General features: G+C 56.0%; 15 protein-coding genes. 9 read left to right on the top strand and 6 right to left on the bottom strand.

Annotation, left to right across the window (positions count from 1 at the left end):
• Nucleotides 1–66: 66 nt before the first annotated feature.
• The 3 genes from gap (ACR0MP_RS05850) (at nucleotide 67) to gap (ACR0MP_RS05860) (ending at nucleotide 2,371) form a co-directional block, all read left to right on the top strand.
• Nucleotides 67–1,068 carry a type I glyceraldehyde-3-phosphate dehydrogenase gene (gap, locus tag ACR0MP_RS05850; RefSeq protein ID WP_170393188.1) on the top strand — a complete coding sequence of 334 codons (1,002 nt, stop codon included), beginning with the start codon at nucleotides 67–69 and terminating at the stop codon, nucleotides 1,066–1,068.
• 73 nt (nucleotides 1,069–1,141) lie between these two features.
• Nucleotides 1,142–1,285 carry a hypothetical protein gene (locus tag ACR0MP_RS05855; RefSeq protein ID WP_010439846.1) on the top strand — a complete coding sequence of 48 codons (144 nt, stop codon included), beginning with the start codon at nucleotides 1,142–1,144 and terminating at the stop codon, nucleotides 1,283–1,285.
• Nucleotides 1,286–1,366: 81 nt separating this feature from the next.
• Nucleotides 1,367–2,371, top strand: a complete 1,005-nt coding sequence (gap, locus tag ACR0MP_RS05860; protein WP_170393189.1) for a type I glyceraldehyde-3-phosphate dehydrogenase — start codon at nucleotides 1,367–1,369, stop codon at nucleotides 2,369–2,371.
• Here gap (ACR0MP_RS05860) and coaD read toward each other — a convergent pair.
• From coaD to ACR0MP_RS05875, 3 genes are all read right to left on the bottom strand, one after another.
• Nucleotides 2,363–2,854 carry a pantetheine-phosphate adenylyltransferase gene (gene coaD / locus ACR0MP_RS05865; protein WP_170393190.1) on the bottom strand — a complete coding sequence of 164 codons (492 nt, stop codon included), beginning with the start codon at nucleotides 2,852–2,854 and terminating at the stop codon, nucleotides 2,363–2,365. The genes gap (ACR0MP_RS05860) and coaD overlap by 9 nt on opposite strands.
• A gap of 82 nt (nucleotides 2,855–2,936) precedes the next feature.
• Nucleotides 2,937–3,374 carry a CBS domain-containing protein gene (locus tag ACR0MP_RS05870; protein WP_170405529.1) on the bottom strand — a complete coding sequence of 146 codons (438 nt, stop codon included), beginning with the start codon at nucleotides 3,372–3,374 and terminating at the stop codon, nucleotides 2,937–2,939.
• Between the two features lie 61 nt (nucleotides 3,375–3,435).
• The gene (locus ACR0MP_RS05875) at nucleotides 3,436–4,338 is read right to left on the bottom strand and encodes a LysR family transcriptional regulator (RefSeq protein WP_170405527.1); all 903 of its coding nucleotides are present in this window, start codon (nucleotides 4,336–4,338) and stop codon (nucleotides 3,436–3,438) included.
• A gap of 104 nt (nucleotides 4,339–4,442) precedes the next feature.
• Between ACR0MP_RS05875 and ACR0MP_RS05880 the strand changes: the two genes are divergently transcribed.
• Nucleotides 4,443–5,942 (top strand): CoA-acylating methylmalonate-semialdehyde dehydrogenase, encoded by a 1,500-nt coding sequence (locus ACR0MP_RS05880; protein ID WP_170405524.1) that lies wholly within the window; start codon nucleotides 4,443–4,445, stop codon nucleotides 5,940–5,942.
• A 188-nt stretch (nucleotides 5,943–6,130) separates the two neighbouring features.
• Nucleotides 6,131–6,730 carry a L,D-transpeptidase gene (locus ACR0MP_RS05885; protein WP_170610467.1) on the top strand — a complete coding sequence of 200 codons (600 nt, stop codon included), beginning with the start codon at nucleotides 6,131–6,133 and terminating at the stop codon, nucleotides 6,728–6,730.
• Between the two features lie 78 nt (nucleotides 6,731–6,808).
• Here the strand turns inward: ACR0MP_RS05885 and ACR0MP_RS05890 are convergent, their stop codons facing one another.
• Complete coding sequence (locus ACR0MP_RS05890) at nucleotides 6,809–7,285, bottom strand: fasciclin domain-containing protein (protein ID WP_480885957.1); 477 nt, start codon at nucleotides 7,283–7,285, stop codon at nucleotides 6,809–6,811.
• Between the two features lie 71 nt (nucleotides 7,286–7,356).
• Nucleotides 7,357–8,208 carry a class I SAM-dependent methyltransferase gene (locus tag ACR0MP_RS05895; protein ID WP_170735124.1) on the bottom strand — a complete coding sequence of 284 codons (852 nt, stop codon included), beginning with the start codon at nucleotides 8,206–8,208 and terminating at the stop codon, nucleotides 7,357–7,359.
• A gap of 135 nt (nucleotides 8,209–8,343) precedes the next feature.
• On the opposite strand from ACR0MP_RS05895, the gene ACR0MP_RS05900 reads away from it, so the two are divergent.
• Nucleotides 8,344–9,459: a carboxylate-amine ligase gene (locus tag ACR0MP_RS05900; RefSeq protein ID WP_170393197.1), complete on the top strand. Its 1,116-nt coding sequence runs from the start codon at nucleotides 8,344–8,346 to the stop codon at nucleotides 9,457–9,459.
• Between the two features lie 2 nt (nucleotides 9,460–9,461).
• Here ACR0MP_RS05900 and ACR0MP_RS05905 read toward each other — a convergent pair whose 3' ends face one another.
• A complete protein-coding gene (locus tag ACR0MP_RS05905; RefSeq protein WP_170393198.1) occupies nucleotides 9,462–10,322 on the bottom strand; it encodes a hypothetical protein in 861 nt (286 codons plus the stop codon).
• Nucleotides 10,323–10,481: 159 nt separating this feature from the next.
• Here ACR0MP_RS05905 and ACR0MP_RS05910 point away from each other — a divergent pair, with 159 nt between their 5' ends.
• The 3 genes from ACR0MP_RS05910 to mmsB are packed head-to-tail and all read left to right on the top strand — an operon-like array spanning nucleotide 10,482 to nucleotide 13,549.
• Nucleotides 10,482–11,624, top strand: a complete 1,143-nt coding sequence (locus tag ACR0MP_RS05910; RefSeq protein WP_480885959.1) for an acyl-CoA dehydrogenase family protein — start codon at nucleotides 10,482–10,484, stop codon at nucleotides 11,622–11,624.
• A gap of 8 nt (nucleotides 11,625–11,632) precedes the next feature.
• Nucleotides 11,633–12,673: an enoyl-CoA hydratase/isomerase family protein gene (locus ACR0MP_RS05915; RefSeq protein ID WP_170405512.1), complete on the top strand. Its 1,041-nt coding sequence runs from the start codon at nucleotides 11,633–11,635 to the stop codon at nucleotides 12,671–12,673.
• A gap of 3 nt (nucleotides 12,674–12,676) precedes the next feature.
• On the top strand, nucleotides 12,677–13,549 hold the full coding sequence (gene mmsB, locus ACR0MP_RS05920) for a 3-hydroxyisobutyrate dehydrogenase (protein WP_170405509.1): 873 nt from the start codon (nucleotides 12,677–12,679) through the stop codon (nucleotides 13,547–13,549).
• Nucleotides 13,550–13,552: the final 3 nt, after the last annotated feature.

Here is a 13,552-nt window from a genome sequence, read left to right on the forward strand (position 1 = left end):
CCCTTTTGAGATTCAATATTCGCGGCTATATGGCCTGCAACGCAAGCGCATTTTTGGAGACGTCGGATGACCATCAAGGTCGGTATCAATGGTTTTGGCCGCATCGGCCGCTGTACTCTGTCGCACATCGCCGCATCGGCGCGCAACGACATCGAAGTGATCAAGGTCAACGCCACCGGCCCGCTGGAAACCTCCGCGCATCTGTTGAAATACGACAGCATCCATGGACGTTTCCCACGCGACGTCTCGGTCGAAGGCAACACCATGGATCTGGGTCGCGGCCCGATGGAGATGTTCTCGACCTACGATATGAACGAGCTGGACTGGGAAGGCTGCGATGTCGTTCTGGAATGCACCGGTAAATTCAACGACGGCCTGAAGGCTAAAACCCATCTTGAGCGCGGCGCAGGCAAGGTTCTGCTATCGGCCCCTGGCAAGAATGTCGACAAGACCATCGTATTTGGTGTGAACCACAACAGCCTGACTGCAAACGACAACATGGTGTCGAACGGTTCTTGCACCACCAACTGCCTTGCTCCGCTTGCCAAAGTTCTGGACGAAGGTATCGGCATCGAGCATGGCATCATGACCACGATTCACGCCTATACCGGCGACCAACCGACGCTGGACCGTCGCCACAGCGATCTGTATCGCGCCCGCGCTGCCGCCATGTCGATGATCCCGACGTCCACTGGCGCCGCTGCAGCACTGGGAGAGGTTCTGCCGAACCTCAAAGGGCGCCTGGACGGCTCGGCGATCCGCGTGCCCACTCCAAACGTCTCGGCCGTTGATCTATCATTCCGCGCCTCGCGCGACGTCACTGTCGAAGAAGTTAACGCCATCGTCGAAGAGGCAGCGAAAGGCCCGATGCAGCGCGTTCTGGGCTATGAGCCCGCTCCGCTGGTCTCGACCGATTTTAACCATACCGAAGAAAGCTCGATCTTCGCGCCGGATCAGACCCGTGTGGTCGACAACCGTATGGTACGCGTGCTGGCGTGGTATGACAACGAATGGGGATTCTCGGTGCGTATGGCGGATGTCGCCGTCGCGATGGGCCGCCTTAACTGACCCTTCGCACATCGCTTGTACCTTTATGCCCGCTCAGGTTATCTGAGCGGGCATTTACGTTCAGGGCGCAGAAATGACAAATCAAATCGCCATCTGGCTTGGAATCCTAATTCTGGGCGGTCTGATGCTGGACGTGGCACTATTCGGCACCGAACACCTGCTGTTCCTGGGCAAGAAGCTCTACGATTTCCTGGATTGGCTCGCCTTCTGGCGCTGACAGAGGTTTTTCTTGACTTTCGCGCCAATCTGGCTTTGTTAGCGCTAACCATCTATGGACCATGTTCTGACGGAGCGCATTATGACACTCAAGCTGGCAATCAATGGATTTGGACGGATCGGGCGCGGCGTTCTTCGGGCCGTCATGGAATCCGGACGTACTGATGTTGAAATCATCGCAATCAACGATCTGGCAAAGCCCGAAATGAACGCACATCTGTTCGAGTTCGACAGTGTGCATGGACGCTATTCCAATCCCGTAACTCTGACTGATGCAGGTCTGGACGTGGGTGCTGGGCCCATCCGGCTGACCAGCGAGCGTGATCCCGAAGCACTGGACTGGTCTGATGTGGATGTGGTTCTGGAATGCACCGGTGTTTTCCGGACCCGTGAAGCAGCTGAGCGGCACCTGAAAAACGGATCAAAGAAAGTATTGATCTCGGCCCCTGCCCGTGGCGACGGCGGCGTGAAGACAGTCGTGTTCGGCGTGAACGATCATGAGCTAACCGCCGACGATATCGTTGTTTCCAATGCCTCCTGCACCACCAACTGCCTGTCGCCGGTCGCGGCGGCTTTGGACGCAGGACTGGGCATCAAACACGGCAACATGACCACAGTTCATGCATACACGGCCAGCCAACCGGTTCACGACACTGCGGGTAAAGACCCCTACCTGTCGCGCGCAGCAGCGCTGTCGATGATTCCGACGACAACTGGCGCGGCATCGGCTGTTGGTCTGGTTCTGCCGCAGCTTGCTGGTAAGTTGACCGGGCAAGCCATTCGTGTCCCCACGCCCAATGTCTCAGTCGTTGATCTGGTTGCTGAGGTTTCGCGACCGACGACCGAAGAAGAGGTCAATGCCCTCTTTGTAGAAGCCGCCGCCAAAATCCCCGGTGTGCTGGCGGCCGAGAATCGCCCCTTGATCTCGATCGATTTCAACCACGACTCGCATAGCTCGACGGTTTCACTGGCTGAAACCAAAGTAACTGACGGCACATTGGTTCGTGTGCTTGCATGGTACGACAACGAATGGGGCTTCTCGAACCGAATGCTGGACACTGCCGCCGCGATGGGCGCGCTATCCTAACCGCTCTTTCAAGGCGGAATTGACGCGGGGCGTGACGAATTTTGACACGTCCCCGTTCAATCTGGCGATTTCTTTGACCAGTTTCGACGCAATGGCTTGATGCCGTGCCTCTGCCATCAAGAACACGGTCTCAATCGAGTCGTCCAACGCTCGGTTCATCCCAACCATCTGGAATTCATACTCGAAATCCGCAACCGCACGCAGTCCGCGCACGATGATCTGAGCGCCTACATCGCGGGCGCAATCGATCAGCAGGTTTTCAAACGGATGCGCGACAATCTCGGTGCCGGTCTGCTCGGTCAGATGGGCGCATTCGGCCTCGATCATCGCGACACGCTCTTCCAAAGAAAACAGCGGGCCCTTGTCCCGGTTGATAGCAACACCAATGACGAGCTTATCCACCAGCGCAGCCGCGCGGCGAATAATGTCTATATGACCCATGGTGATAGGGTCGAAAGTACCGGGATATAATCCAACCCGCATTGGGCTCTCCAGCGCAACAATATTTCTGCGCAAGCAAACATAACTTTGCCGCAGGTGCAAGAGGCTGAAACAGCCCCCGCGTTCAGTGCCCCATGATCATGCCTTCAAGCGCGTCTTTTTCCATAGCAAGTTCAGCCAGTTGCGCCTTCACCGCATCACCCAGCGTAACGATGCCGACCAGTTTGCCATCTTCCAATACAGGCATGTGGCGAAATCGTCCTTCGGTCATCTGGGACAGGATAGACTCAACAGTATCCTGCTGGCTGGCGGTCACAAGTTGCTTGGTCATATAGTTGCTAACGGGTTTATCTAGGCACCCACTGCCGCTGGCAGCCAACTCGCGAACAATGTCTCGTTCGGATAAAATACCCGCTGCCGTCTGCCCCCCATCCTCGGAAATGACCACAGTACCAATCCGCTTTTCCGCAAGAATCTCGGCAGCCTGAGAAACGGATGCCGTTGGCTCGACCGTCTCCACACCGCCGCTGGCCTTTGATTTGAGAATGGCCTGTACAAGCATAAGCGAAAACCTCCGGAATTACGTACTGTTTTCCAAAGCGTTGCCGGAATGTGTGAATGTGTCAAGGTGAAGCTTCGCGCTCAAGCCGCGCTACTTCGTCCCGTATTCCGCGCGTCAACGCCTCGGCAAAGCGGTTCAACCGCTCATTGCGCTGATCGCCCTGATGGCGGACCAGATAAAAGCCCCGGGTCAGACTGACCTGATCCGTCAGGATTTTCTGCAATCCACGATGGAACGGCAATGTGAAATCATGTGCCACGCAGACCCCTGTTCCCAGCGAAACTTGTCGCAGCTGAACGGAAACAGAGTTTGATGCAAGCGCGACACGTTCAACACCAATGTCGTTGAGATAGTCCAGCTCGCGGTCGAAGATCATGTCCGGAATATAGCCTATCATCCGATGCCCTTTTAGATCCTCGATGGATCGAATTTCGGCGTGACGACTCAGGTATTCCTTCGTTGCGACCATATGCAGCCGATAGTCGGATATCTTCTGCACCAGCAGTTTCCCTGCGGTGGGCGCACTGACTGTTACCGCCATGTCGGCCTCTCGACGGGATAGGTTGATGATGCGCGGCAACGCCAGGATCTGAATGTCGAGATCAGGATTGGCATCGCTGATCTTGGCGCAGACCTGTGGCAACAGGTAATTGGCACTACCATCCGGGGCACCAATTCGGATCTGACCGCTTAGCGATTTGGCAGAGCCTGACATGACACCAGTCGCTGCGCGCATAGCTTCTTCCGCCTGCAGCCCATGCTCCATCAGGCGTTGTCCTGCAGTCGTCAACACATAGCCCTGCTGTGATTTCGTGAACAACACCGCGTCCAATGCCGCTTCGAGCCGCGCGATTCTGCGCCCGACTGTCGCCGGGTCGATCTTGAGAACCCGCCCCGCACCCGAAAGGCTTTCATCGCGCGCGACCGCCAGGAAAACCCGCAAATCATCCCAATTCGGCGTCATGTTCTATCCTTTGCATTTTTGCAAAACTGATTTGAAATATTGCCTCTGTTCAGGTGATTTTCGCAAGTCTATTCTTCGCGCAACTTAATCCGGAGGAGTTTGCAATGCAGAACCTGACCCATTTCATCAACGGCGAAAATGTCGCTGGCACATCTGGCCGCTTTGACAATGTATTCAACCCAGCAACGGGTGAAGTGCAGTACCAATGCCCGATGGCCAGTGTCGCCGAGACCACCGCTGCGATCGAAGACGCTGCAGCAGCTCAGGTCGCTTGGGGCGCAACCAACCCGCAGAAGCGCGCGCGCGTTATGATGGCGATGGTTGGCTTGATGAACCGCGACATGGACAAGCTGGCCGAGGCTCTCAGCCGGGAACATGGCAAGACCATTCCCGATGCGAAGGGTGACTTGCAGCGTGGTCTGGAAGTGATCGAGTACTGCATCGGCGCGCCCCAGATGCTGAAAGGTGAGTTCACCGACAGCGCGGGCCCGGGCATCGATATGTATTCGATGCGTCAGCCGCTGGGCGTGGTCGCTTCGATCATGCCATTCAACTTCCCCGCAATGATGCCGCTTTGGCACGTTGGCCCGGCACTGGCCTGCGGCAACGCAGTTGTTCTAAAGCCGTCCGAGCGCGACCCCTCTGTTCCATTGATGCTGGCAGAGCTGTTTGTCGAAGCTGGTCTGCCCAAGGGCGTGTTCCAAGTCGTAAACGGTGACAAAGAGGCCGTGGACACCCTGCTGGACAGCGAAATCATTCAGGGCGTGTCGTTCGTGGGTTCAACTCCGATTGCGCAATACATCTATGCTCGTGCAACCGCCAACGGCAAACGGGCGCAGTGTTTCGGTGGTGCCAAGAACCACATGATCGTTATGCCTGACGCTGATCTGGATCAGGCTGCTGATGCGCTGGTCGGTGCAGGTTTCGGTGCGGCTGGCGAACGCTGCATGGCAATCTCGGTGGCCGTGCCTGTGGGCGAAGAAACCGCAGACGCACTGATCGAAAAACTGATCCCTCGAGTAGAGAAGCTGAAAGTCGGTCCCTACACAGCGGGCGACGACGTAGACATGGGTCCGGTTGTTACTGCTGCCGCGAAAGAGCGTATCCTTGGCCTGATCAACTCGGGCGTTGAGCAGGGCGCGAAGCTGGTTGTCGACAACCGCGACTTCAGCCTGCAGGGCTATGAGGATGGCTTCTTTGTCGGCCCGCACCTGTTCGACAACGTCACACCCGAGATGGATATCTACAAGCAAGAGATCTTTGGCCCGGTCCTGTCGACCGTACGCGCAGGTTCCTACGAAGAGGCGCTGAAACTGGCGATGGATCATGAATACGGCAACGGCACTGCGATCTTCACCCGCGACGGTGATACGGCGCGTGACTTTGCCAGCCGTGTGAACATCGGCATGGTCGGCATCAACGTTCCGATCCCGGTTCCGCTGGCCTACCACACTTTTGGCGGCTGGAAGAAATCGATGTTCGGCGACCTGAACCAGCACGGTCCGGACAGCTTCAAGTTCTACACACGCACCAAAACAGTGACATCGCGCTGGCCGTCGGGCATCAAGGAAGGTGGCGAGTTCAACTTCAAAGCGATGGACTGATCATTCAGCTTTCAAATCAGGAAACCCGGCCCTACATGGGTCGGGTTTTTTCGTGCATGCGCCAGTTGCTGCCTGATCGCGTACCTCACAAGAAATTCAGAGGTCGCCCTCTGGAAAAAGCAGGCAATCACTAATATTTTATCGGTAATTCAACTATCCGAGCAGCTCATAACTTCCTGGAGGCAACCTTGTCCCAAAATCGTTTTACCCGTCGTCACGCGCTTTTGGGCGCTGCATCGCTGATCGCGGCCCCTGCTATCGTGCGTGCTCAAAGCACTGATGCTTTCCCACAGACCGAGGAAGCAATCAGCACGCAGCTTCCAGTACGTCGTAACATTTCATCGTTCTCGCAGCAGAATTGGCAGGATCACTTTGACGAGTTGGGCGTCGGCGCATTGTTGGCCGATATCACCAGCCGGGCTGTTCATTACTGGGGGCCGGATGGAACCTACAAGCTGTACCCCAGTTCTGTCCCGATGAGCGAAGAGCTGACCAAGCGCGGCTATACCAAAGTCACTCGCAAGGCGGAGAACCCAAGCTGGACACCAACCCCATCAATGCGCGAGCGCGATCCCTCGTTGCCAATTCGCATGGAGGGTGGTGAACCTGGAAACCCATTGGGAACTCGCGCTATGTATCTTGGCTGGCCTGCCTACCTGGTTCACGGCACCTATGATACCCGCAAGATTGGACGTCAGAGCTCGTCCGGCTGTATTGGTCTCTATAACCAGCACGTTGAAGAGCTGTATCCGCTGGTAAAGGTCGGTACTCAGGTACGTTTGGTCTAAACGGTGAGTTTCTACACGAAACACAAAAAAGCCCCGTCCATCAGGAACGGGGCTTTTGTTTTCGTGAAGGTGGTAGATTTATTCAGGAATGATCACTTCGTCGACAACGTGGATGACGCCATTGCTGGCTTCGATGTCGGCCTGCACAACTTTGGCACCATTAACTTTCACGCCATTTTTTGCGTTCACGCTTAGTCGGTCGCCTTGCACAGTCAGAACCTTCGCGCGCTTTCCTGCAATGTCGCCGGACATCACTTTGGCTGGCACGACATGGTAGGTCAGGATCGACACCAACTGGTCCTTGTTTTCTGGCAGAAGTAGGGTTTCAACAGTGCCTTCAGGCAGAGCTGCAAAAGCCTCATCCGTGGGTGCAAAGACGGTGAAGGGCCCATCGCCTTTCAGCGTATCAACCAGGCCCGCGGCCTGAACGGCAGCAACCAGGGTGTTGAATGACCCGGCAGCAACTGCGGTATCTACGATATCAGCGGCCTGCGCCTTGACGGGCAGTGCAAGTGCAAATGCGGTGGCAGCGCCCATGAATGTGCGGCGGAACATGGCTGTTAACTCCTCTCCAGCTTGTTATGGAAAGGGTTACGGGCCTGGGTTCGAAGCGGATCACACAGAATTCAATTTTCTTTGAGCTGAACCCAGATGCTCTGCGCACGGCCCTCTTCTAGAAACGGCAGCGCTGCGACGGCGTCGGGGCGATCCTGCTGCAGGTAATATCCGGGCCAAAGCATTGAATAGAAACCGGATTGCAGCAAGGCGTGCAACATGTACTGCTCACCCCATCCTGGGCAGTCATAGAAGAACCGTTTGGGATATTCATAAGGCAGAAAAACATCGTGGACATGAATGACAACGCCGGGTTTCAGCGCCGGAATGATCCGACAGAATAGATGGGCGACATCGTTGCTCATCCGAACCACATGGCTTGAATCGATGAACAGAACATCCCCAGCCTCAAGCTGATCGAACAGCGCGGGATCTACTTCTTCCAGTCGCTTCTGCTCAAACTGATCGACGACATGGGCGATATCTGCGCGCGGGTACGGATCAATTGCCGTGATCGTCGTATCCAAACCACCATCTATGATCGCCTGCCGCGTCACGCGAGTAGAGTTCCCGCAGCCGACCTCGATCACGCGCTTGGGCTGAAAGCGGCGGATCATCAGGTAAAGCGCATCCGCATCCGGGCTATCGTAATATCCATTGCCGGTGTGATACCCAGTCTGGTTTCGCGCCGGGTCCTTCAAAGCTGCAAGCGCATCGGCATGGCGCGTATACTCTTCGACAAGTTGCGCGATATCGAATCCGTCTATTCCCGGCGACAGGGCATAGGCAGGCCTGTTCAATCCCCCTGCCCGTTCGAACGCTTCGAGCCGCGCCCGTTCATCCTGTTCTGTAACCTTGTCGATCAGCTTGACGCCCAACTCATCCAGGGCGGCATTGATCTGCGGAAATTTTCTGGGTTTCACGAGGACGGCTCCACATTGCGTTGCGCCCGCTCTTTACCTGTGCACGCAGGACCTCTGCAAGAACCGACAGGTCAAACCCTTGGCAAAACGCTAATTTCCGTATTCACTAACGTGAATTGACCAACGAGGGCCGCCATGCAGCAGGAATTTACGATCGGCATTGAAGAGGAATACCTGCTGGTCGATCAAGACAGTCTGCAGCTCGCCGAGGCGCCCGCAGCATTGATGGAAGCTTGTCAGGCAGATTTCGAAGGCCAGGTCAGCCCGGAATTTCTGCAGTGCCAGATCGAAGTCGGGACCCGCCCACATGCTACGATCAGATCGGCGCGCGAAGATCTAAAGCGCCTGCGTTCTTGTGTATCAAAACGTGCGTCCGAGTATAATCTGGCTCCGATCGCGGTCTCTTGCCACCCGTTTGCGAACTGGAAAGACCAGCACCATACACGGAAAGAACGCTATGACGCCCTGCAGCATGCTTTGGGCGGCGTGGCGCGGCGGATGCTGATCTGCGGAATGCATGTGCATGTGGGCGTCGAAGATCAAGCCTTGCGCGCCGACCTGGTCCCCCAGCTTTCTTACTTTCTGCCCCATCTGCTGGCGTTGTCGACCTCATCTCCTTATTGGAACGGCGAAGACACCGGGCTTTCCTCCTATAGGCTCACCGTGTTCGACAATCTGCCCCGGACCGGTCTGCCCCCGGTGTTCAGCAGTTGGGGCGAATACGAACGCACCACCGGCGTGCTGGTCGAACTCGGCGTGATCGAGGACACCTCTAAAATCTGGTGGGACCTACGTCCATCTCACCGGTTCCCCACCCTAGAAACACGCATCATGGACGTACAGCCAAGGCTTGAACATACGCTTTCGCTTGCAGCGCTAGTGCAGGCGCTGACGCGGATGCTGTGCCGCCTGAAAGACCGCAATCTTCGTTGGAGGCAATATGATAAGTTTCTGATCGGCGAAAACCGTTGGCGCGCGCAGCGCTACGGTGTGGGCGAAGGTCTGATCGATTTCGGTGATCGCTCAATCAAGCCGATGGCTGAACTAATCGGAGAGCTGATGGGCATGTTGGCCGAAGACACCGAGGCATTGGGCACCATGACCGAACTCGCCCGACTTCGGCAGATCGCAGAAAATGGCACCTCCGCCACCCGCCAACGCCGTGTTTACGCTGAAGCTTTAGCGCGCGGGGATGATCCGGGCATGGCGGTGGTCAAGCACCTGATCGAGGAATTTCACGCCGACCTATAAAGTCAAACCGCCGCCAAAATCTCCTTGATCCGGTCCGCTACGGGTTCATACAAATCGCGATCCGTCCAGTATCCGTTATGCGAAAGCGGGTTCCACGACGTAAAGATTTTGCCCGCATTGATCGGCTTATCCTTCAAGGCCCCACTTTGAGCGAGCTGTTCATAGCTTGGCGCGCTTTTGCCCAAAGGAAAACCCAAAACATCATGCTTGTCATAGTAGTTTCGCCACCAGGTCGAAAACTGCAACGCAGGCGGCAGCGCGCGGTTCGGGGCCATGATCGGAAAAATCTCATTCTCGGGATATGCGAACAGAAAAATCGGAATATTGCACCCAAACGTCACGAGGCCAGCAACGGTTTTCATGTTTTCAACATCTGTCGGATGAACCGGTGAACCACCCTGACGCAGATGTCTTTGCATGTCATAAATATAGTTCGACATTATGTGCCCACCCAGCGAATGCGCCAGGATCAGTACAGGCCCCTGTGGTCCGACCTGGTATTTGACGACCCCCATCACATTCTCGATTTTCTTGTGGATCGCCTCATAGATCTTATCGCCATCATCCGGAGTTGGTCGGTAAGAAGCAGCATCCGACAGATTGCACACTACAAACTCGCGCAGCTTGTCGTATCCAAGGCTGCGGTTGACCTTGCGCAGATATGCCTTTTGCCGCCCTTGCAGGATCTGTGCCCAGACCACCTCGTGCCAGATCACATCATCCATATCCGCGCCGACCCGGTTCGAAACGCGTCGTTTAAGCCCTTTGGAAAACGTTGGGGTCGTGGATGGGGGCTGGTTCTGAGGATTGTACTGGCTGCCCATGCCGTGAATCGCGATAACAGCAAGCTTGTGTGACGACATAAGAATACTCCGTAATGATCAAGAAAGCAGAATTCCCGCAGTATACCTCACCGTCCAGAAATCCCCTAAATCGCCGGGTTTGCCGTCATTGAAAAATTTCTGTAAGGATTGAAGAATAAAACGCTCGTTCAATTCTATAGCCATCAGGAAGCACACGTCATGGATTTCGCGCTGACCGAAGAACAAACGGCCATTTTCGACATGGCCTACGCCTTTGGCCAAGACCACATCGCCCCCTTCGCGCGTCAGTGGGAAGCAGACGGAACCATCCCCAAAGAGCTTTGGCCCAAAATCGGCGAACTAGGATTTGGTGGACTTTATGTCTCGGAAGAGGCTGGTGGTTCGGGTTTGACGCGATTGGGTGCGACACTGGTGTTCGAAGCGCTATCGATGGCCTGTCCCTCGGTCGCGGCGTTCCTGTCGATTCACAACATGTGCGCCAAAATGCTGGACAGCTTTGGCAGTGACGATCTGAAGTCCCGCATTATGCCAAGTATCCTCAGCCTCGAAACCGTCCTCAGCTACTGCCTGACTGAACCCGGAACGGGATCGGACGCTGCGGCGCTGAAAACGCGCGCTGAACGGACCAATGAAGGCTTCACGCTCAACGGCACAAAAGCGTTCATTTCCGGCGGCGGCTATTCGGATGCCTATGTCTGCATGGTGCGCACGGGTGAAGACGGCCCTAGGGGGATCTCTACCGTCTATGTCGAAGACGGCACGCCGGGCCTGAGTTTCGGTGGTCTGGAACAGAAAATGGGTTGGAAAAGCCAGCCAACCGCGCAAGTTCAGTTTGACGATTGCAAAATTCCATCCGGCAATCTGGTCGGAGCTGAAGGCGACGGTTTCAAATACGCGATGATGGGGCTGGACGGTGGCCGTCTGAACATCGCCTCCTGCTCGCTGGGGGCAGCTCAGAACGGTCTGGACATGACGTTGCAGTATATGTCCGAGCGCAAGGCCTTTGGACAATCGATCGATCAGTTTCAGGCGCTGCAGTTCCGACTGGCAGATATGGAGATTGAGCTACAGGCGGCGCGCACCTTCCTGCGTCAGGCAGCGTGGAAACTTGATCAAGGCGCACCGGACGCCACAAAATTCTGCGCGATGGCCAAGAAGTTCGTAACCGAAACCGGATCGAAAGTCGTGGATCAGTGTCTGCAATTGCACGGTGGATACGGCTATCTGGCTGATTATGGCATCGAGAAACTGGTGCGGGATCTGCGCGTGCACCAAATACTGGAAGGCACGAACGAGATCATGCGCGTGATCGTTGCGCGCCAGATGCTCTCCAATCGCTGAGGTCTTTGATGTCCGATATTGACATTCGCACCGCAGGCCGTGCCGGGCGCATAACGCTGACACGTCCACACGCCCTGAACGCCCTTAGCTATGAGATGTGCATGGCCATCGATACCGCTCTGCGCAACTGGCGTGAGGATGATCAAGTCGATCTGATCATTCTCGATGCCGAAGGCGACAAAGCCTTTTGCGCTGGCGGAGATATTGCCGAGCTTTATGCGACCGGCACCAAGGCGGACTATGCTTATGGCCAAACGTTTTGGCGCGACGAATACCGCCTGAATGCCTTAATTTTTGAGTACTCAAAACCAGTGATCAGCTTCCTGCAAGGTTTCACCATGGGTGGCGGGGTTGGCATCGGGTGCCATGGCAGCCATCGAGTGGTTGGAGAAAGCTCAAAGATCGCGATGCCGGAATGCTCAATCGGGCTGGTTCCTGATGTGGGCGGATCGCTGATGTTGGCGCTGGCGCCGGGGCGATTGGGCGAGTATCTGGGCACCACCGGCCACCGCATGGGGCCCGGAGATGCGATCTATGCCGGGTTTGCCGACCATTTCATTCCACAAGAGCATTGGGCGGGGCTGATAGACCAGTTGGAAGCCTCCGGACGGGCGGAACTGGTGGATGAGCATGCAGTGCGCGCACCGGATAGCCCCTTGGCTGAAATGCAGGGCGAGATCGACAGGCTATTCAGCGGAGAAAGCCTTGGCGATATCCTGAACAGCTTGCGCAACGATGACACAGAATTTTCGACGAAAATTCTCGGCACCCTGCAGCGAAACTCTCCTATCTCCATGGCTTGTGCTGTCGAGATGTTGCATCGGCTGCGCGGAACCGGCCTGACATTGCAAAAAGCGCTGGATCTGGAGTACCGGTTTACTTATCGCGCGATGGAGCATGGCGATTTTCTGGAAGGCATTCGCGCCCAGATCATCGACAAGGATCGCAACCCGAAATGGCAGTTTGCTGATTTGGATGTGCCTGCAGTCGCGGTGTCCAAGATGCTGCAACCGCTCGGTGCGGATGCACTAAGCTTTTCAGAGGAGTAAGGGATGAAAATCGCATTCATAGGGCTTGGCAATATGGGCGGCCCGATGGCTGCCAATCTGGCGCGCGCGGGTCATGACGTGATCGGATTTGATCAAGTTGATGTCGCCGTTGAAGGCGTGGCCATGGCGTCTTCCGGCGCTGCCGCAGCTGCGGAAGCCGACGTGGTTATCACCATGCTTCCCAACGGGCAAATTCTGCGCGCTGTGGCCGATGAAGTTGTCCCTGAAATGCAAGACGGCGCGGTTCTGATTGACTGCTCTACGGTCGATGTCGACAGCGCCCGCGCGGTGGCGCAGCAAGCTGCTCAGGCTGGTCTGCTATCAGTCGATGCACCTGTATCCGGCGGGATTGGTGGGGCCGCTGCAGGCACTTTGACCTTTATGGCCGGTGGATCTCACGCAGCTTTTGCCAAGGCGGCTCCGTTATTTGAAATCATGGGGCAAAAAGCGGTTCACTGCGGTGAAGCTGGCGCGGGTCAGGCCGCCAAAATCTGCAACAACATGATCCTCGGCGTGACGATGATCGCGACCTGCGAGGCATTTGCGCTTGCTGATAAACTGGGATTGGATCGACAAAAGATGTTCGATGTCGTCAGCACGTCCTCAGGGTACAGCTGGACAATGAACGCCTATTGCCCTGCCCCCGGCGTTGGACCCGAAAGCCCATCCGACAATGACTATACCCCCGGTTTCGCCGCCGAGCTGATGTTGAAAGATCTACGTCTCAGCCAACAGGCTGCTGAGAGTGCGGACGCTGATACGCCCATGGGACAGGTTGCGACAAAGCTATATGAACAGTTTGTCGAACAAGAAAATGGCTTGGGTCGCGATTTCAGCGCCATGTTACCGCGATTTGAGAAGCGGTCCAGAGACTGAACA

Source organism: Ruegeria sp. K3, assembly GCF_056531845.1.